The sequence below is a fragment of the Herbaspirillum camelliae genome, from assembly GCF_001929405.1.
Taxonomy (GTDB): domain Bacteria; phylum Pseudomonadota; class Gammaproteobacteria; order Burkholderiales; family Burkholderiaceae_D; genus Herbaspirillum; species Herbaspirillum seropedicae.
The window spans coordinates 4,242,586-4,262,513 of the sequence record NZ_KV880769.1; the positions used below are offsets into that span (position 1 = coordinate 4,242,586).

Annotated in this window: 16 protein-coding genes and 1 pseudogene; 9 read left to right on the forward strand and 8 right to left on the reverse strand. The window is 65.4% G+C overall.

The genetic code is table 11. From position 1 onward, the window contains the following. Positions 1–12 precede the first annotated feature (12 nt). From BGK68_RS19130 to BGK68_RS19140, 3 genes and pseudogenes are all read left to right on the forward strand, one after another. A pseudogene (locus BGK68_RS19130) lies at positions 13–1,073 on the forward strand (esterase). A gap of 289 nt (positions 1,074–1,362) precedes the next feature. Then, positions 1,363–3,429: a hybrid sensor histidine kinase/response regulator gene (locus BGK68_RS19135; protein ID WP_075258385.1), complete on the forward strand. Its 2,067-nt coding sequence runs from the start codon at positions 1,363–1,365 to the stop codon at positions 3,427–3,429. Between the two features lie 143 nt (positions 3,430–3,572). After that, entirely contained in the window at positions 3,573–3,986 is a 414-nt protein-coding gene (locus tag BGK68_RS19140; protein ID WP_075258386.1) for a DUF2306 domain-containing protein, read from the forward strand. A 7-nt stretch (positions 3,987–3,993) separates the two neighbouring features. Here the strand turns inward: BGK68_RS19140 and BGK68_RS19145 are convergent, their stop codons facing one another. From BGK68_RS19145 to BGK68_RS19175, 7 genes are all read right to left on the reverse strand, one after another. Beyond that, positions 3,994–4,689 carry a VIT1/CCC1 transporter family protein gene (locus tag BGK68_RS19145; RefSeq protein WP_075258387.1) on the reverse strand — a complete coding sequence of 232 codons (696 nt, stop codon included), beginning with the start codon at positions 4,687–4,689 and terminating at the stop codon, positions 3,994–3,996. A gap of 165 nt (positions 4,690–4,854) precedes the next feature. After that, complete coding sequence (locus BGK68_RS19150) at positions 4,855–5,730, reverse strand: MBL fold metallo-hydrolase (protein ID WP_075259896.1); 876 nt, start codon at positions 5,728–5,730, stop codon at positions 4,855–4,857. A 41-nt stretch (positions 5,731–5,771) separates the two neighbouring features. Beyond that, positions 5,772–6,191, reverse strand: coding sequence for a YeeE/YedE family protein (locus tag BGK68_RS19155; protein WP_075258388.1), 420 nt, complete (start codon positions 6,189–6,191; stop codon positions 5,772–5,774). Between the two features lie 15 nt (positions 6,192–6,206). Continuing rightward, positions 6,207–6,641 (reverse strand): YeeE/YedE family protein, encoded by a 435-nt coding sequence (locus tag BGK68_RS19160; RefSeq protein ID WP_013234293.1) that lies wholly within the window; start codon positions 6,639–6,641, stop codon positions 6,207–6,209. 2 nt (positions 6,642–6,643) lie between these two features. Then, positions 6,644–6,970: an ArsR/SmtB family transcription factor gene (locus BGK68_RS19165; protein WP_075258389.1), complete on the reverse strand. Its 327-nt coding sequence runs from the start codon at positions 6,968–6,970 to the stop codon at positions 6,644–6,646. Between the two features lie 106 nt (positions 6,971–7,076). Next, on the reverse strand, positions 7,077–7,283 hold the full coding sequence (locus BGK68_RS19170) for a hypothetical protein (RefSeq protein ID WP_041310707.1): 207 nt from the start codon (positions 7,281–7,283) through the stop codon (positions 7,077–7,079). A gap of 141 nt (positions 7,284–7,424) precedes the next feature. Next, positions 7,425–8,345 carry a LysR family transcriptional regulator gene (locus tag BGK68_RS19175; RefSeq protein ID WP_069373952.1) on the reverse strand — a complete coding sequence of 307 codons (921 nt, stop codon included), beginning with the start codon at positions 8,343–8,345 and terminating at the stop codon, positions 7,425–7,427. A gap of 108 nt (positions 8,346–8,453) precedes the next feature. Here BGK68_RS19175 and BGK68_RS19180 point away from each other — a divergent pair, with 108 nt between their 5' ends. Continuing rightward, positions 8,454–10,022 (forward strand): NADH-quinone oxidoreductase subunit L, encoded by a 1,569-nt coding sequence (locus tag BGK68_RS19180; RefSeq protein ID WP_075258390.1) that lies wholly within the window; start codon positions 8,454–8,456, stop codon positions 10,020–10,022. Between the two features lie 21 nt (positions 10,023–10,043). Further along, positions 10,044–12,554: a YbcC family protein gene (locus BGK68_RS19185; protein WP_075258391.1), complete on the forward strand. Its 2,511-nt coding sequence runs from the start codon at positions 10,044–10,046 to the stop codon at positions 12,552–12,554. A gap of 88 nt (positions 12,555–12,642) precedes the next feature. On the opposite strand, the gene BGK68_RS19190 is transcribed toward BGK68_RS19185, so the two are convergent. Then, positions 12,643–13,263, reverse strand: a complete 621-nt coding sequence (locus BGK68_RS19190) for a carboxymuconolactone decarboxylase family protein (RefSeq protein WP_069373954.1) — start codon at positions 13,261–13,263, stop codon at positions 12,643–12,645. A gap of 329 nt (positions 13,264–13,592) precedes the next feature. Between BGK68_RS19190 and BGK68_RS19195 the strand changes: the two genes are divergently transcribed. The 4 genes from BGK68_RS19195 (at position 13,593) to BGK68_RS19210 (ending at position 19,927) form a co-directional block, all read left to right on the forward strand. Then, positions 13,593–14,399, forward strand: a complete 807-nt coding sequence (locus BGK68_RS19195) for a MetQ/NlpA family ABC transporter substrate-binding protein (protein WP_069373955.1) — start codon at positions 13,593–13,595, stop codon at positions 14,397–14,399. A 31-nt stretch (positions 14,400–14,430) separates the two neighbouring features. Then, on the forward strand, positions 14,431–15,600 hold the full coding sequence (locus tag BGK68_RS19200; RefSeq protein WP_075258392.1) for a methionine ABC transporter ATP-binding protein: 1,170 nt from the start codon (positions 14,431–14,433) through the stop codon (positions 15,598–15,600). Continuing rightward, complete coding sequence (locus BGK68_RS19205) at positions 15,572–16,234, forward strand: methionine ABC transporter permease (protein ID WP_075258393.1); 663 nt, start codon at positions 15,572–15,574, stop codon at positions 16,232–16,234. Before BGK68_RS19200 ends, BGK68_RS19205 begins: the two co-directional genes overlap by 29 nt. 294 nt (positions 16,235–16,528) lie before the next feature. Continuing rightward, complete coding sequence (locus tag BGK68_RS19210) at positions 16,529–19,927, forward strand: alpha-1,4-glucan--maltose-1-phosphate maltosyltransferase (protein ID WP_075258394.1); 3,399 nt, start codon at positions 16,529–16,531, stop codon at positions 19,925–19,927. Position 19,928 lies beyond the last annotated feature (1 nt).

Below are 19,928 nucleotides of genomic sequence, written 5' to 3' on the forward strand. Positions count from 1 at the left end.
CAAGGAGACAATATGAAACAGCATGGCGCTACGGCACTCACCCTGGCCGGCCTCATCCTTCTGGCAGGCTGCACGACACCTGCCTCCGAGCGTGCGCAGGCCCCTGTGGCCGTGGCCGAGGTTGGCAGCTTCCATATCGGCGGGCGCCAGGTCACCCTGGATGGCTTGCCGGCCAAGGAGGTGCGCTTCACGCCCACCTCGCCGCTGACCCGCATCGATCCCAACGGCGAGTTCGAGGTGGGGCAGATGTATGTGCAGTACGTCAGGCTGGCCCCGGCAGCGCGGCGCGCGCCTTATCCCTTGCTGATGTGGCACGGCGGCGGCCTCAGCGGCGTGACCTGGGAGAGCACGCCGGATGGGCGGCCAGGCTGGCAGATGTTCTTCCTGCGGGCTGGGCATGATGTCTACGTCTCGGATGCGGTGGAGCGAGGACGGGCTTCGTGGGCGCGTTATCCGGAGCTCTATCGCAGCGAGCCGGTGTTTCGCACCAAGAAGGAGGCCTGGAACTGTTTCGCATCGGCCCCGCCGGCAGCTACCAGGATGCCGCGCATCGCAGCGCCTATCCGGGGACCCAGTTCCCGGTGGCCGCCTTCGACCAGTTCATGAAGCAGGGCGTGCCGCGCTGGCTGACCAATGACGCCGCCACCGAGGCCGCCTACGACGCCCTGGTCCAGCGCGTCTGCCCTTGCGTGATCATGGTCCACAGCCAGGGCAGCACCTTCGCCTACACGCTGGCCAACCGCTATCCGGACAAGATCAAGGCGGTGGTCGGTGTCGAGCCCTCCGGCGCCCTCGATCCGGACAAGGTCGATCTGACACCGTTGAGCCGCGTGCCGCTGCTCTTCGTCTGGGGCGACAAGATCGCCGCCACGCCGCGCTGGCAGGGCATCCAGGCGCCGATGAAGAAGATGATCGCCGCCCTCAAGGCCAAGGGCGGACGGGCCGACGAGATCGACCTGCCGGCGCGCGGCATCGCCGGCAACAGCCACCTGATGATGATGGACGCCAACTCCGACCAGATAGCAGCGCTGGTGCAGGACTGGCTGGTGGCGCAAGGACTGGCGGGCCGCTGAGCAGGGCGGGGCCGCCAGCGGCTGGAGCGGAAGATTTTTTTGTGGTTCCGCGGAGCGTTTTGCTGTTGAGTTGGGTCTGACCGCCCTGATAGATAAAAAACAGAGCACAGGCTGTGCAAGGTGTCGCAGGGGGAATGCATCTCGCCTCTCATGAGCGCAATTTTGTGCGCCATTGGCGAACATGCCCCAGGGGATTCCATTAAGATGCCCGCAAGCTCTACCTTGGTGACGCTGCATGCTGGCCGATGACGCTCACCGTGTATATTTTTGGACGACGAAAGGCGTTATCTTGGAATTCCAACCGGCCACACAGAGCCCGCCATTGCTGAGCAGCGCTTACCGTCATGCCTTGCTGGAGGCCATCGACGACGGTTTCTGCATCATCGAATTCATCGATGGTCCGCATGGTCCGTTGAGCGACTATGTGCATATCGAGGCCAACTCGGGCTACCACCGTCACACCGGCATCGAAGGCATCGTCGGCAAGCGCCTGCGCGAGGTCGAACCCGACAATGCCCAGGTCTGGCTGGACATCTATGGCAAGGTCTTGCTGACCGGCCAGACGGTGCGCTTCGAACAGGAGTTCAAGGCGGCCGCCCGCCACATCGAGGTATCGGCCACCCGTGTGGGACCGGTGGAGATGCGCCAAGTGTCGGTGCTGTTTCGCGACGTCACCGCGCGCCGGCGCACCGAAGCCGCCCTGCGCGAGAACGTCGAGCGCGTCCAGCTGGCCTTGGAGGCCGGGGCCATCATCGGCACCTGGATCTGGGACCTGCCCAGCGACCGTTTCAGCGTGGACGACGGTTTTGCCGCCGCCTTTGGCATTCCCGCAGAACGAGGACTGGACGGTATCAAGCTCGATGAGCTCATGCTGTCGGTGCATCCGGACGACCGCGAGCTGCTGTCGGCGCGCATCCGCGAAGCGCTGGCGCGTGGTGGCGCCTACGCGCACCAATACCGCACGCGCCGCCGCGATGGCCGTTACTACTGGCTGGAGGCCAATGGCCGGGTAGAGATGACGCCCGACGGCATCCCCAGCAAGTTCCCGGGCGTGCTCATCGACATCGAAGGGCGTCGGGCCGTCGAGGCCGAACGCGACCGCGCTCTCGCGGCCCTGCGCACACTCAACGAAACCCTGGAACAGCGGGTGGAAGAACGCACCGCCGCCTTGCTCAATGCCGAGGAAGCCCTGCGCCAGGCGCAGAAGATGGAGGCAGTAGGCCAACTGACCGGTGGGCTGGCGCACGACTTCAACAATATCCTGGCCGGCATCAGCGGCAGCCTGGAGCTGATGAAGGTCAGGCTGGCCCAAGGCCGCATCGGCGATATCGAACGGCATCTCAATGGCGCGCAGTCGGCCGTCAAGCGCGCCGCCGCGCTGACGCAGCGCTTGCTGGCCTTTTCGCGCCGGCAGACGCTGGACCCCAAGCCGGCCGACCTCAATCGCATCGTCGCGGGCATGCACGAACTGATCGGCCGCAGCGTCGGCCCGGCCATCGCCGTGGAGACCATCGCCGCCGGCGGCCTGTGGCATACCTTCGTCGACATCGGCCAGATGGAAAACGCCTTGCTGAACCTGTGCATCAATGCCCGCGACGCCATGCCGCATGGCGGGCGGCTGACCATCGAGACGGCCAACCGCTGGCTGGATGATATCGGCGCCTTGCAGCGCGGCGTGCCGCCGGGCCAGTACGTATCGCTGAGTGTGAGCGACACCGGCGCAGGCATGTCGCCCGAGGTGGTGGCGCGCGCCTTCGATCCCTTCTTCACCACCAAGCCGACCGGACAGGGAACCGGTCTGGGCCTGTCCATGGTGTATGGCTTTGCCGGACAGTCGGGCGGCACGGTGCGCATCTATTCGGAGCTGGGGCAGGGGGCCATGGTCTGCATCTACCTGCCGCGCCATGTGGGCGAAGGCGGCGTGGACGACCTGGCCTTGCCGGAGGAAAGCCAGGTGCCTGCCGCCCCCGGCAGCAAGACCATCCTGGTGGTGGATGACGAACCGCTGGTGCGCATGGTCACCGTGGAGGTGCTGCGGGACCTGGGCTACAGCGTGCTGGAAGCCGAGGATGGCCCCTCGGCGCTGCGGGTGGTGGAGGCCTGCCAGGAGATCGATCTGCTGCTCACCGATGTGGGCCTGCCCAACGGCATGAATGGCCGCCAGTTGGCCGACGCCATCCGCGCCCCGCGCCCGGACCTGCCGGTGCTGTTCGTGACCGGCTATGCCGAGAACGCCGTGCTCAACCACGGCCACCTGGAGCGCGGCATGCAGGTGCTGACCAAGCCATTTGCCGCCGATGTGCTGGCGCGCAGGGTGAAGGAACTGGTGGGGGAAGATGATCCGACGGCGCACTAGGGCCGGCAGACGGGGGCGTATCCGAGGCTGACCAGCAAGGCCGTGCCGCTGGCGCCACCCAGCCGGCGTTTCGTCGCATTGCGCTTGATAGCGCAGCAGGGGAGCGCGAACAATGCCGGCATCGCATTTCGGAAAGCGCTGCCATGTCCCTTGCCCCGGTCGTTGTCATTCATCTCACCGCCGCGCTCGCGGCCCTGCTGGTCGGCCCCTTGGCCCTGTGGACCCGGCTGGCCATACCAGTGCGCCCACGTTGGCACCGCGCCCTGGGCTATGGCTGGTTCACCTGCATGGTCGCCGTGGTACTGTCGGCGCTGTTCATCCGTTCACGGGACCTGCCCAATATCGCTGGCTATACGCCGCTGCACCTGCTGGTGCCGGTCACCAGCTTCTTGCTCTATCGCGGACTGACTGCGGTGATGCGCGGCGACATCGACTCGCATCGACGCACCATGCAGCGCGTCTACATCGGTGCCTGCCTGGTGGCCGGAAGCTTCACGCTGCTACCGCAGCGTTATCTGGGACAACTGCTCTGGGGACAGTGGCTGGGCTGGCTGTGAACAGGCCCTAGATGGCTGCGCCGAAGAAGGACCCGATGGCCGCCGTGCAGCCCATCGCCAGCGAACTCCATACACTCACCCGCAGTGCGCCCTTCCACAGGTTGGCGCCGCCGGTCTTTGCCGCCACGGCACCCAGCACCGCCAGCGAGAGCAGGGCGGCGATCACGATCGAGGGCAGCAATGCATTGGTCGGCGCCAGCAGCACCACCGCCAGCGGCAAGGCCGCACCGATCGCGAAACTGAGCGCCGACACCACGGCCGCCTGCACCGGGCGCGCGGCGGTGGTCTCGGAGATGCCCAGTTCATCGCGGGCGTGGGCGTCCAGTGCATCGTGCGCCATCAGTTGGGTGGCCACCAGATGCGCCGTGTCCTGATTCAGGCCGCGCCGCATGTAGATGCCCATCAGCTCGCGGTGTTCGCCTTCGGGGTCGGTGGCCAGTTCTTCCTTTTCCTGGTGCAGGGCGGCTTTTTCACTGTCGGCCTGGGAATGCACCGAGACGTATTCGCCGGTGGCCATCGACATCGCCCCCGCCACCAGCCCGGCCACGCCCGTAAGCAGCACATTGTCATGGCTGGCCTGGGCCGCTACTACACCGACCAGCAGGCTGGCGGTGGAGACGATGCCGTCGTTGGCGCCCAGTACGGCTGCGCGCAGCCAGGAGATGGCGTCGACCTTGTGATGTTCGAGATGGAATTTGGGCATGAGCGCTGAGCCAGGTAGCATTGAATGGCGCAGATTCTAGGGCGTGAGCGCGGGCAAAGCCACGACAATTAGCAAAAATGAAGACAATTCGCATTAAACCGGGCTCATCTACCTTGATTCCCGATCCCGTTGCCGCCCGGTCCGGTTCGTAGCTCGGAACGCAGCTCAGAACGCGTTGAGCGGAATCTTGAGGTAGCGCACGCCATTGTCCTCGGCCGGCGGCAATTGCCCGGCGCGCATGTTGACCTGCACCGAGGGCAGCAGCAGGACCGGCATGTCCAGCGTGGCGTCGCGGGCCGTGCGCATGGTCACGAAGCTGTCTTCGCTCACGCCTTCATGCACATGGATGTTGTGCCGACGTTCCTCGGCCACCGTCGTGACGTAGCGCAACTCTCGTCCATTGGGGCGGTAGTCATGGCACATGTAGAGCTGGGCATGGTCGGGCAAGGACAGCACCGCCTGGATGGAACGGAACAGGGTCCGCGCATCGCCGCCCGGGAAGTCGCAACGCGCCGTCCCGTAGTCGGGCATGAACAGCGTGTCGCCGACGAAGGCGGCGATATGCCCGGCCTCTTCCACCACATAGGTGAGGCAGGCCGGCGTGTGGCCCGGCGTATGCATGACGCGCGCCTGCAACTGGCCGATCTGGAAGCGCGCGCCATCGGCGAAGAGCTGGTCGAACTGGCTGCCGTCGTGGGCGAAGGCGGTGCCGGCGTTGAACAGCTTGCCGAACACCGCCTGCACCTGGGTGATGTGCTCGCCGATGGCGATGCGGCCGCCCAGTTGCTGCTTCAGGTAAGGCGCCGCTGACAGGTGGTCGGCGTGGGCGTGGGTTTCCAGTATCCATTGCACCTGGGCGCCCAGTTCGCGCACGCGGGCAATGAGCTGGTCGGCGCTGGTGGTGGCGGTGCGGCCGGATTTGGGATCGTAGTCCAGCACCGTATCGATCAGCGCGTATTGGCCGCTGGCGCGGTCCAGCACCAGATAGCTGACGGTGCTCGTGGTGGTATCGAAATGACCTTCAATGTGCAGCTTGTCCATCATGCATCCTCGTCTTCATCAACCCATGCCGTCGCCGCATGTCATCGCGATCGACGGCGCTCCAGCAGCGCAAAGAGCAGCATGCCGGCCAGCATGGCCAGCACGAATACCAGGCCCTTGAACTGGCCCGCGCCCACCAGTACCAGGGCCGGACCCGGACAGATGCCGGCCATGCCCCAGCCCACGCCAAAGACCAGGCTGCCCAGCACCAGGCGGCGGTCGATCTGGCGCGCAGCAGGCAGTTGCATGGGCTGGCCCAGCAAGGAAGCCTTCATCCTGCGGGCGCGCGCAAAGGCGGGCACGCCCACGGCAATCGCTGCGGCCATGACCAGCATCAGCGAAGGGTCCCAGGCCCCGGCCAGGTCGAGGAAGGCCAATACCTTGGCCGGATCGGCCATGCCGGAGAGCAGCAGGCCGAATCCGAACACCAGTCCGGACAGCAAGGCAGTCAGTGCAGTCATGCGTTTGTCCCTCATTCAGAGGCCCGCCACGTGGCGCAGCAGATAGACGCTCACGAAACCGGCCATCATAAAGCAGACCGTGGCCACCGCCGAGCGCAGCGAAAAGCGCGACAGCCCGCACACCCCATGGCCGCTGGTGCAGCCCGCGCCATATCGCGTACCCAGGCCGACCAGCAGGCCCGCCAGGACGATCTGGCCCAGGCCGGCGTCGATGTGGATGGGCGGCAGGCTTGCGCCCAGGCGCATGAGCAGGGGCGCTGCCAGCAGGCCCAGCAGGAACATCGCGCGCCAGGCGCGATCGCCCGCGCGCGGCTGCAGCAGGCCGCCCAGGATGCCGCTGACGCCAGCCACACGGCCATTGGCCAGGATCAGGATGGCGGCGGCCAGGCCGATCAGCGCACCGCCAGCCAGCGCGGTGACGGGGGTAAAGGCAGTCCAGTCCACTTGCATGTTCACTCCTTGGGGCAGTAAAGGCGATACATCAGGTCCAGCATTTCCAGCAGCCGCGCATCCGCCACTCGATAGTAGATCCGCTTGCCATCGCGCCGCGTGCTGACCACGCCCTCGTTGCGCAGCACGCCCAACTGCTGTGACAGCGTGGGCTGGCGGATATCCAGTTGCTCTTCCAGCTCGCTCACGCACATTTCCTGCTGCGACAGCTGGCACAGCAACAACAGACGGTCTTCATTGGCCAGCACCTTGAGGGCGCCGACGGCCTCGCCTGCGGCCTGGCGCATGCGTTCTGCCGGCAGGGCGGAAGAGCGAGCGGGAGCAGTCATCAATATGCGAATTAATAATATATTTAAATATATATTAATGCAGAGACGTCGGGCTGGCAAGCCTGGCGTGAGGCGCAAGGGGCAGGGGCGATGGGTGCGGGCGAGCTCAGGAAGCGTGCAGCAAATCGATCATACGGCAGCTGGCCTGGCGCGCAGCGGCCATGGCTTCTTCGGCAAAGGCGAAGGGAGCATCCTGGCCGCAGAACTGCAATTGGCCATTGATATACAAATCCCAGGTCCAGCCCTGGGCGTTGGGACACTTGAGTTCTATCCTGACCAGCTCATCGCGATACCTGAATAGCGCCTTTCTCATCGTTTCCTCGGTCTTGTTCTGGTCGGCCGCTCATTGCCGGGCTGCCGCCGGGCTGAAGGGGGGGGCGCCTAGAGTGCAAGATTGTCATGCGATTGTCATTTTTTATTTGCTGATTTCTTGCATTGTACCGATTAGTAGAATTTATTGCTGATGAGTAACGCCCGCTTCCTGGGCGGTGGCGGCCGATCCGTTGAGCAGGCGGTCCACCAGTCCGCCGTAATGGTGCTGAGGTGTGGTGATGGCATAGAAGTTCTCGACCAGTTCGGTGGTCTGACCCACCGTCACCAGGACCCCGTTGCGCAGCTCATCCTGCACCACCACTTCGGGCAGCACGCTGAGCCAGCCGCTGTCGCGCGCAATCAGACGCAGCATGGCCATGTCATCGACTTCGGCGCGCAGCCGCGGGCGCACATCGGCCGATACGCACAGCGCGTCAAAGCGCATGCGCAGCGCATGGCGCGGGCCGGGCAGGGCCATGTCGATGCCTTCCAGGTCTTCCGGAATGCGCAGGCTGCCGGCTTCCCAGCGATGCGCCGGGCCCACCACCGAGACCGCCTGGCTGCCCAGGAAGCGGCAGTGCAGGGGACGATCAGGATCAGCCGGGACGGTTTCGTTGGCCAGCACCACGTCCAGCTGGTGCTGCACCAGCCGCTCCAGCAAGCCCTCCAGTTGGCCCGACTCCAGCGTGAGCGCCACGCTCGGATCGGACAGCATGGGCCGCAGCCAGTTTTCCTGATAGTTACGCGAGAGCGTGGCCACGCTGCCCACCCGCAAGCGCGTCACGCCCGCCGAGCGGCCCTCCAGGCGGCCCAGCATTTCCTGGCTGAGTCCAAAGATGTTGTCGGCATAGGTGAACACCAGTTGCCCCGTGTCGCTGAGGCTGAGCCGACGGCCTTCGCGGATGAATAGATCTTCACCTAGATGTTTCTCAAGCTGACGAATCTGAGCGGATACGGCCGATTGCGAGGTATGCAATTCCTCCGCCGCCCGGGTCAAATGGCCGAGCTTGGCCACGCGCCAGAAATAACGAAGATGGTGGAAATTGAGCTGTTCTAGGCGCATCGTTCTGATTTATCAATGAATACGTTCTCATAAATGTAATTTACAGAACGATCGCGCGCAAGCATCATGCGGCCATCCAACCACACGCTGTCCTCTGGCGCTTACATCATGCTCACGCTTTCCCACTTCACTTCGCTGCTTCCCTGGGCGCCACCGGCGGCCATGTTCGTTACGGCGCTGGCGCTGATGCTGGCGCGTCCCACGTCCCAGGGGCTGTGGCGCCTGTTCCAGGCTACCTCCATGCTGGCCCTGGCGCTGGCCGTGCTCTCACTGTGCCTGGCACGTGGCGCGAGGCCCTGGCCGGGCGTCTTGCAGGTCTCGGTGATCGGGCTGGTGCTGGCCGTGCTGGTGCAAGGACTGGGCGCCGTCATCGGCGCGTTCTCGGCGCGCTATCTGCAAGGCGAGGGCGGCCAGCGCCAGTACGCCGTGGCGCTGGCGGCCGTGCTCACCGCCGTCCACCTGCTGCTGCTGGCTGACCACTGGCTGGTGCTCATCGCCGCCTGGGCGGCGGTCGGGCTGGCGCTGGAGCATCTGCTGTGCTTCTACCCGGAGCGGCCTTTCGCCCGGCTGGCGGCCTACAAGAAGCGCATCGCCGACCGCCTGGCCGATCTGCTGCTGGGCGTCGCCGCGCTGCTGGCCTGGTCGGCCACGGGCAGCGGCAGCCTGTCGGCACTGTGGCAGCACCTGGCCGCGCATGGCATGTCTGCGGGCTTGCAGGTCAGCGCCCTGTGCGTGGTGCTGGCGGTGATCCTGCGCACCGCCTTGCTGCCGGTGCATGGCTGGCTGATCCAGGTGATGGAAGCGCCCACGCCGGTGTCGGCGCTGCTGCATGCGGGGGTGGTCAACCTGGGCGGCTTCGTGCTGATCCGCTTTGCGCCGCTGTTGCAGCAGGCCATCCCGGCGCGCAGCGTGCTGCTGCTCATGGCCGTGGCCACGGTGCTCCTGGCCGGCATGGTGATGCTCACCCGCATCAGCATCAAGGTGCGGCTGGCCTGGTCGACGGTGGCGCAGATGGGCTTCATGCTGCTGGAATGCGCAGCCGGGCTCTACACCTTCGCCGCGCTGCACCTGATCGGACATTCGCTGTACAAGGCGCACGCCTTCCTCTCGGCCTCCTCGGTGGTGCGCGAGACCCGCTTGCAGGCCTTGCACGACAAGGCCCAGCCTTCGGCGGCCAGCGTCATCGTCGCCCCCCTGGCCAGCAGCGCCGTCGTGCTGGCCCTGCAGACGCTGCATGCACACACCGGCTGGCCCTGGTGGTGGAGCGTGGTGCTGGGGCTGGCCTGGGCGCCGCTGCTGTGGCTGCCCCAGACGAGCACCGTGTCGACTGCGATGCGGCTGCGCAGCTGGCTGCTGGGCCTGACCGGCGCCGCCGGCTTGACGGTGGCGGCCATGCTCCTGCACCTGCTGCCGCTGGGGCTGGATGACTTTGCCCAGCCACTCTTCGGCGTGGCCACGCTGGCCGGGATGCTGGCCCTGTATGGCTGCGTGGCGCTGTTGCTGGTGCGCCCGCAGGCCATGACGGCCTGGCGTCGGCGCAGCTATGCCGGCTTCTACCTGGACGAAGCCTATACCCGGCTGGCGCTGCAACTGTGGCCGGCACGCTGGGCGCCGCAGGCGCGCCGAGCGCCACACCGCGCCACCCCGTCCACCCTGGCCAGCGATACCCAAGGCTGAACCCAATCTCAGGAGAGCAGCATGAACGCCATCACCCAACACACCCAATCGGCCCTGGCCGCCACCCCTGACGCCGCCTGGGAGAGCGCATTGGAACAAGCCTGTGCGCAGGCCTGCGCGGCCATCGCACCGGCCTGGCCGCTGGATCGCGCTATCGCGGTCAACCCGCACTGGTCGCGCATCGGCATGCCCTTGCGCGAGGTCGCGGCGCGCATGGCGCTGCTGGGCGGCATCCAGGTGTTGCCAGCGCGCGCGCAATTGCGCCAGGCGTGGGCCGAGGGCCGCATCAGCGCGGCCGATCTGCACCTTGCGCTAAGCCGCTTGCCCGCGGCGCGCGCGGCAGGACTGGACGCTGCCCATTGTCAGGCCGTGCTGGCATCGGATAGCCGCCCAGCGCAGCTCCCTCTGCTCATCGATGTCCTCGACAACGATCCCCAGCGCCATACCCGGCTGTCCTGGCGCCAGGCCATCACGCACCAGGTCAGCCAGACCTGCGCCGCCTACTTCGACCGCCACCAGGCCGACTGGCAACCCGAGCGCGACAACGGCCTCTACGCCTTCTGGCGCGAGACGCTGGAGCACGACCACGGCATCGGCCTGTTGATGGGCCTGCCGCACATCGCCGATGGCATCCAGGCGCTACCGGCCTGCGCGCGCGAGGCCGAGCGCTGGGTCATGCCGCGCCTGGGGCTGCCCGCCGAGGTCTGGGCGGACTACCTGGAAGCGGTGCTGCTGACCGTCAATGGCTGGGCCTCGTGGTGCGCCTACCTGGGCTGGCAGGCGCGCCTGCAGGGACAGGAGGATGCGCACCTGCGCGAACTGCTGGCCATCCGCATGGCCTGGGGCGCCTTGCTGCTGGAGTGCAAGGACGACGACGCCGCCACCCAGGCCTTCAGCACCGTGCAGCAAGCCTGGGGCAGGGCGCGGGAACGCCTGCAGCAGGTCCGCGACGAACTGGTGGTGGATGAAGTCTGGCAACTGGCGCTGGAAGTCGGCTATCAGCGCCAGCTGGCGCAAGCCTTGTTGCAGGATCGCCCTGCCGCTGGCGCAGCCATCGAGGTGCAGGCGGCGTTCTGCATCGACGTGCGCAGCGAGCCAATGCGGCGGGCGCTGGAGCGCCTCCATCCGGGCGTGCAGACGCTGGGCGTGGCCGGCTTCTTCGGCCTGCCGGTGGCCTATACGCCGCTGGGCACGCAGGCGGCGCGGCCGCAGTTGCCGGGCCTGCTGGCCCCGGCCTATCAGGTGCAGGAACAGATCATTCCCGCCGCAGGGGCAGGGGCTGCGGACAGCACCGTGCTGGCCAGCGCCGCCGCCCGGGCGCGCCACCGGCAACTGGCCGGCAAGGCGCAGTGGCAGGGCAATACGCGCTGGCCGGGCTCGGCCTTCTCCTTTGTGGAAGTGGCCGGGGTGAGCGCGCTGGGCGGCTTGTGGAACTGGCTGCGGCCGGGTCGCGGCGCACGCGCGCGCGATGACCTGGCCGGCTTGCCCGCGCGCTACCGGGCGCTGTGCCGCCCGCAACTGAGCGGCGTGAGCGAGGCCGACAAGGTGGCGCTGGCCGCCCGCATCCTGCACGCCATGGGACTGGACCGCGCCGTCGCGCCGCTGGTGCTGCTGGTGGGACATGGCAGCCAGTCCGCCAACAATGCCCACGCCGCCGCCCTGGATTGCGGCGCCTGCTGCGGCCAGACCGGCGAAGTCAATGCGCGCACCCTGGCGCAGCTGCTCAACGAGCACAACGTGCGTCGCGGCCTGCTGGCGCAGGGCGTCCACCTGCCCGAGGAGACCGCTTTCCTGGCCCTGCTGCACAACACCACCACCGATGAAGTGGAAGCTTTCGACCTGGACCTGCTGCCCGCACCAGCGCAGCAGCGCTGGGCCGCCATGCGCGAGGTCTTTGCCCGCGCCGGGGAGCAGGTGCGGCGTGAACGCGCAGCACGACTGGGACTGGACGGCGAGCAACCCGCAGCGCGGCTGCTGCAGGCCCTGCGCCGTCGCGCCAACGACGGCGCCCAGACGCGGCCGGAATGGGGTCTCACCGGCAACGCCGCCTTCCTGATCGCCCCGCGTGCGCGCAGCCGCGGCATCGACCTGGGCGGGCGCTGCTTCCTGCATGACTATGACCCCACCGAGGATGGCGAGGGCGCGCTGCTGGAGCAACTGATGACTGCGCCCATGCTGGTGACGCACTGGATCAACTGGCAGTACCACGCCTCCACCAGCGACCCGCAACGGCTGGGCAGCGGCAACAAGCTGCTGCACAACGTCGTCGGCGGCGCCATCGGCGTGTTCGAAGGCAACGGCGGCGACCTGCGCATCGGCCTGGCGCGCCAGTCCCTGCATGACGGCCAGCGCTGGCTGCACGAGCCGCTGCGCTTGACGGTGGTGATCGACGCCCCCGAGGCCGCCATCGAACGTGTCATCGCCGCGCACGCCGTGGTGCGGCAGTTGCTGGAGAATGGCTGGTTGCATCTGTGGCGCTTTGGCGAGGCTGGCTTGCTGGAGCGCGGGGAGCAGGGCTGGGTGGCGGTGTGAGGGCCAAAAGGCGCGCCAGGCCATCGTGAACAGGCCCTAAGCGCGGCCGGTCGCCAGGGCGACCGGGCCGCCAACTACGGCGGCGCGCTTATTCCGGGAACCGCACCAGCCGCTTGGCGTCCTTGGGCGCCTGGTACTGCGCCGCATTCATCTGCATGGCCAGCAGCGTGTAATAGGAATTGACGCCGGTCAGGTCCACCACGCCTTTCTTGCCAAAGCGCTTTTCCGCCCGGGCGAAGGTCTGGTCCGAGACCCGCTTGTTGCGGTGCAGTTCGATCGAAAAATCATAGACGATCGTTTCATCCTCACTCATCCCCTCCGGACGGCGGCCATCGGCGATGGCCGCCGCAATCTCCGGCTTGATCCCGGCCTTGATGGCGATGGGATAGTGCACATACCACTCGTAATCCTGGGTCCATTCGCGCGCGGTGATGAGGATCACCAGTTCGCTCAAGGTGTTGCCGATCGCCGAGTGATAGCGCAGGTAGTCGCCCATGGCGCGCGCCTGCGTCATCACCTGCGGACTATGCATCAGCGGCTCGAAGGGGCCGAATACCGGCACCTTGCGCGCAGCCAGGAATTCATCGGCGGCCTGTTTCTGTTCCGGCGTGTACTGCTCCGGCGGAATGACCGGCAGGCGGTCAGCGGCTTGGGCCAGCGAGCCGGCCAGTAAGGTGGATGCAATGGTCATGGTCAGCGCCTTGTTCATGGGATTCTTGTCTCCTGGCTTATTGGTCTATTGGTCTATTGGTCGGCCTGTGCTCGGTAGTCCGCCTGGATGATCGGATACCAGCACATCCCCCCGCCTGGTGCGGCGGGGGCAAGACAGGATAGTGCAGGATGAGCTGGCCGTGTTGTTCGCGCGGCGTAGCGTTGCGACATGGCGCCCCAAGCTTCATGAGAAAAGCGGATATCGAAGCATGTTTTACTTTGTGGCTCTGCGTGACGGCCTCGCCCACAATCAGGGCTTGGCGGCAGGGACGCAGCATGTCTCTGCCGGATCGCTTCCTCTTTCCCATTCTCGTCACGGAGTGTTGCATGAAGTTTTCTCATCTGGTGTTCTTGTCATTGACCGTTCTGTCTCTCCAGGCTGCCCAGGCCGCTGACAAGCTGCGCATTGGCGTGGTGCCGGGCGCCTATGGCGATTCCGTCGCGGTGGCCGCCAAGGAGGCCAAGCGCCAGGGCATCGATGTGCAGGTGGTCGAATTCACCGACTGGACCACGCCCAACGTGGCGCTCGACGCCGGCGACCTCGATCTGAACTACTTCCAGCACCAGCCCTTCCTGGACAACGCCATCCAGAAGAATGGCTACAAGCTGGCCAGCGCCGGCACCGGCATCCTCTCCAATGTCGGCCTCTATTCGCTCAAGTACAAATCCCTGACGGCGCTGCCCCAGGGGGCCAAGGTCGGCATTGCCAATGATCCGGTCAACCAGGGACGGGCGCTTCTGTTGCTGCAGAACGTCGGCCTGATCAAGCTCAAGCCCAAGGTCGGCTACCTGGGCAGCATCGATGACATCGTCGACAACCCGCGCAAGCTCAGTTTCGTGGAAGTGGAAGGGCCGCAACTGGTGCGCATCACGCCCGATGTCGACCTAGCCCAGGGTTACCCGCACTTCATCGTGGCCGCCAAGGCCTTCGATCCTTCCTCCGGACTGGCCTATTCCGGCATCGAGGACGCCCGCTTCGCCATCCAGTTCGTGACCCGGGCCAATCGCGTCAATGATCCGGTGGTGCAGAAGTTCATCCAGATCTACCAGAATTCGGCCGCCGTCAGGGCCGATATCGGTCGTGCCTTCAACCACGACAGCCGCCTCTATACGCTGGCCTGGCTCAAGAAGTAAGACCTCGCGCCCCCGTCCTTCTGGAGACCGCATGGAACTCTCGATCACCGCCCGCCAATCGCTGACCGCCCCCAGTCGCCCCGACCTCGTGCGCGAACCCACTGTGACCCTGGCCGCCCCCAGTAGTGGCGGCCCGCGCGGCAAGGTGGCGCTGCGCGGCGTCGGCAAGACCTACGTGTCGGCAGCCGGCCCGGTACAGGCGCTGCAGGATATCGACCTGGAGATCGCACCAGGCAGCATCTTCGGCATCATCGGTCGCAGCGGGGCGGGCAAGTCCAGCCTGCTGCGCACCATCAATCGCCTGGAACGGCCCACCAGCGGGCGCGTCGAGGTCGATGACGTCGATATCGCCACTCTTGATGAGGCGCAACTGGTGGCCCTGCGCCGGCGCATCGGCATGATCTTCCAGCATTTCAACCTGCTGGCGGCCAAGACCGTCTTCGACAACATCGCCTTGCCCCTGCGCGTGGCCGGTGTGCCGCGTGCGCAGATCACGCAGCGGGTGCATGAACTCCTGGCCCTGGTCGGCCTGCAGGACAAGGCCGACAGTTATCCGCGCCGGCTCTCCGGCGGCCAGAAGCAGCGCGTGGGCATTGCCCGCGCCCTGGCCAGCGGCCCCGAAATCCTGCTCTGCGACGAAGCCACCTCGGCGCTCGATCCGGAGACCACCCAGTCCATCCTGCAATTGCTGCGCGACATCAATCACAAGCTGGGCATCACCATCATTCTGATCACCCATGAGATGAGCGTCATCCGCGAGATCGCCGACCGCGTGCTGGTGCTCGAACAGGGACGCGTGGCCGAGCTGGGTGAAATCTGGCAAGTGTTCGGCAAGCCGCAACATCCCGCCACCCGGGCCTTGCTGGCGCCCCTGCAGCACGGCCTGCCGCAAGAACTGCAGCAGGCGCTGCAGCCGCAGGCCCCGGCCGGGCGCCATGAACGGGTGCTGCAACTGGAATTCCATGGTGGTGATGGCCTGCAGCCAGACCTGCAGCGCATTGCCGCCGTGGTCGGTGGCAGGGTGCGGGTGCTGCAGGCTGGTGTCGATCACATCCAGGGGCATACCCATGGCCAGCTCGTGCTGGCGGTGGCCGATGCCCCGGCCTCTCACGACTGGCAGGCGCTGACCCAGGGTGCGCAGGCCATCGCCCATCACATCAAGGAGCTAGGTTATGTCGCTGACCCTGTCCATTCCCATTGAGCGCTATGGCAATGCGCTGCTCGATACGCTGCAGATGGTCAGCGTATCCGGGGCGCTGGCGCTGCTAGCGGGGGTGCCGCTGGCCGTCTTGCTGATCGTCTCGGCGCCGGGCGGTTTTCTCGACTGGCCGCGCTTGCACCGGGTGCTGGGCAGCGTGATCAACGGTTTTCGCGCCACGCCCTTCATCGTCCTGCTGGTGGCGCTCATTCCCTTGACCCGCCTGGTGGCCGGCACCACCATCGGCGTCTGGGCCGCCATCGTCCCGCTGGCCATCAGTGCCACGCCATTCTTTGCCCGCATCGTCGAGGTCAGCCTGCGCGAAGTCGATCCCGGCCTGGTGGAAGCCGCCCAGGCGCTGGGTTGCCGCAAGTGGGACATCGTCTGGCATGTCTACCTGCCCGAAGCCTTGCCGGGCATCGTCGGCGGCTTCACCATCACCCTGGTGGCGCTGATCAGTTCATCGGCCATGGCCGGAGCAGTGGGGGCGGGTGGCTTGGGCGACCTGGCCATCCGTTATGGTTACCAGCGCTTTGATACCCAGGTGATGGTGATCGTCATCGCCATGCTGATCGTCCTGGTATCGCTGGTGCAAAGGGCTGGCGACGGCTACGTGCGGCGCCTGCGCAACCGCTGATGGGCTTGCGGAAAATGTAGATCCAACGTCGAGCAAGATGATCCAGGCCGGCCACATAGTCTGACTATGTGGCCGGTTTCTTTTTGACAGCTGAGCTCCGGCAATGACGAAGGGAGGTCCGGAGGCGCCATCCTACAAGGGTATGAGTTGCTGTCCGATGTCTGCGCAACGCGGCTATTGCTAACTTGAACCATGGTTTGATGTTCGGATATTCCAAAGAATAAGAACCATCCGATCGCCGACATGATTTCAGATGGCGCGGTATGCGCACTCACATCAAAGAGAGAACAGGCATTGGAAAATCCTCCCCTCACCGGTTTTTCTCCACGCATCTATTGCGTCGATCCCTTCCTCGTGGCGTCCACCGATTGGGACGCTCTGCTGGGCCGCTGTGCGGCGATGGGGTTCGACCATGTGCTCCTGTGCAGTGATCGGCTGGATGCGCCGCTTGCAGAGCTCGCCAAGCTCTGCAAGGGCCATCGCCTGCCTCTGCTGGTGGACTTGTCGCTCACGCGCTTGCACGCTGATGATCCGGTGCTCAACAGTCAAGCAGACTGGTTTGCACCGCCGACCGCCGCAGAGGCCGGCGTGTCGAGCCAGGACCTGGCATCCGATCCCTTGCCTGATCCCCGCTATCCAAGTGTCATGGGTACGCGTGAGGACGAGCTCGTTATGCGCAGACCGCGCTTGGACCATCCTGTCGTCGCCGATGCCATGCTCGACTGGTGGGATGCGCGCTTGGTTGAGCTTGTGGACGCTGGCGTGGCCGGATTCCGATGTCAGGAGCCGGCAAGCGTCCCAGCGGATTTCTGGCGTCGCCTTATTGCAGGCATACGCAAGCAGCAGACGGACTGCCGCTTCCTCGCATGGACGCCTGGATGTACGCATGATCAGCTTCATGGTCTTGCCGGCATCGGCTTTGACGGCGTCTTTTCTTCGGGGGCATGGTGGAATTTCCGCGATCCCTGGTATTTCCGCGAATACCGCAAACTCACCGCAATCGCCCCGGTGCTGGCTTTCCCGGAAGATCCATCCGGCCCCAGGCTGGCCCGGTTACACGGTTTCCGCGATCAGCAGACGCGACGCCTGGGCGCACTCCGGGCGCTGCATTTCGCCACCCTCAGCGCTGACGGGTGGATGATGCCAATGGGCTTCGAGTTCGGCCTCACCGAGTCGCTGAGCGTAGCGCATCTGGCTGGAAGCACCACCCGCCTGAGCGATCCGGAGGCGTTCAAGCGGGCCTGTGCCGACGCGGATTTTGATTTCACCAGCGAGGTTGCAGAGGCCAACCGCGCCATGGCGCAACGACGCCAAGCGCACCCTCCATCCTCGCCGCTGAGCTTGACGCCGGTGAGTGCGCCCGATTCACCATGGCTGCTCATGGAACGCCACGGCGTCAATGCGGAAGACGGCTTGCTCATCGCCGTCAATCCCGCGCTGGATAGAACGGTGCGTATCAGCGATGACGGTTGGCAGCAGCGGCTGCAAGGCGGCGTCGCGCCATGGCGGGATGAAGAACTTGTGCTGGAACCCGGCGCTGTGAAGGTACTGCCTTTGAAACCGCTGCAAGGCGTCTCTGGTGACCTTGATCAGGCGACGCCTGCGCCAGGCGAACTGCGTTCCAGCCGCATTGCCATTGAACGCGTTTCCCCCGCCGTAGATGACGGCGCCTTCGCCGCCAAGCGCATTGTCGGCGAACATTTCGTGATCGCGGCCGATATCTTCATGGATGGACACGATCATCTTGCCGCCGAGGTGCTGGTGCGGGCGGCCGATGAAGCGCAGTGGCGCCGCATTCCCATGCATCCCGATGTCAATGACCGGTGGCAGGCCCGGGTGTCCCTCACGCGCCTGGGACGCCATTACTTCTGTATCGAGGCGTGGAGCGATATCTTTGAGACCTTCCGCGATGGCCTGCAAAAGAAGCTGATGGCTGGGCAGGATGTGTCGCTGGAGATGGAAGAAGGGCGCTTGCTCGTCGCCCGGTTGGTCCAACGCGCTGTGGAACAGGAGCTTGAACCCAGCGTGCTGGAATCCAGCATGGCCCTGCTCAAGGCGCTGGGAGGCCCACCCTCGAAAACGAGACGAAGCGCAGCCAGCAGACAGGCGGGCACCGATAAGCGGCTGGCCTTTCTGTGCGCGGAAGAGACCCGCCAACTGGTGGAACAGTTGACCGAGCTGGCGGGTGAACGTGCTTTTCTCTGCCGCACTGCTGCCGAGTATCCGGTCGAAGCGGAGCGCAGGTCCGCCTCGTTTTCCAGCTGGTACGAACTGTTTCCGCGCTCCCAGAGCGGGAGCGCGGATGTGCACGGAAACTTCGATGACGTCATCGCCCGCCTGCCGGCGATCCGCGCCATGGGTTTCGATACGCTCTATTTCCCGCCCATCCATCCGATCGGCAAGACGCACCGCAAGGGAAAGAACAATAGCGTCACGGCTGGGCCAGCCGATCCCGGCAGTCCTTACGCCATCGGCAGCGAGGAAGGCGGGCATGACGCCATCCATCCGCAGCTCGGGACCTTCGAGGACTTTGCGCGCCTGCGTGACGCGGCGGCCGCCCACGGTCTGGAATTGGCGCTGGATTTCGCGATTCAATGCTCACCGGATCATCCCTGGTTGAAGACGCATCCAGGCTGGTTCGCCTGGCGTCCTGATGGGTCGATGCGCTATGCAGAGAATCCTCCAAAGAAGTACCAGGATATCGTCAATGTTGATTTCTATGCCGAAGACGCCATCCCCGACCTGTGGCTGGCCCTGCGCGACATCGTGGTGTTCTGGGTGCAGCAGGGGGTGTACGTGTTTCGCGTCGATAACCCCCATACCAAACCGTTCCCGTTCTGGGAATGGATGATCGCGTCCGTACGCAGCCGCTATCCGCAGGTGATCTTCCTGTCGGAAGCCTTTACCCGCCCCAAGCCCATGTACCGGCTTGCCAAGGTCGGTTTCTCGCAGTCCTACACCTATTTCACCTGGCGTCATGGCAAGCAGGAGCTGATCGACTACCTGACCGAGTTGACGACCGACGATGGTGACGCCGCCCAGCCGCGCGACTTCTTCCGACCGCATTTCTTTGTCAATACGCCCGACATCAATCCCTATTTCCTGCAGCGATCAGGACGCGCAGGTTTCCAGATACGCGCCGCGCTCGCGGCCACCTTGTCGGGATTGTGGGGCGTGTACAGCGGCTTCGAGCTGTGCGAGGCCAGCGCGGTGCCGGGCAAGGAGGAATACCTCGATTCCGAGAAATACGAAATCCGCAACTGGGACTGGCAACGCCCGGGCAACATCATTGACGACATCACCCGCCTGAATCGGATACGTACCGAAAACCCTGCCTTGCAGACGCATCTGGGCGTGCGTTTCCTGGCGGTCAGCAACGATCAGATTCTGTACTTCGTCAAATCCACGCCAGCCGCACCATCGGGCAGACCCGCTGCCGAGGACGCCGTGCGATTCGGCGACAACACCATCCTGGTGGCAATCAACCTGGATCCTTTTCAATCGCAACACGGCGAGATCGAACTGCCGCTGGGTGGCTTTGGCCTGCCCGGTGGTGCTGAAGCAGCGCATCTCGAGGTGGTAGATCTGCTTGGTGAAGATCGTTTCAAGTGGTATGGCAGACATCAGTCGATCACTCTTGATCCGCGTGAACGCCCGTACCGTATCTGGCGCATTCGTGCAGGGGAGACATGAG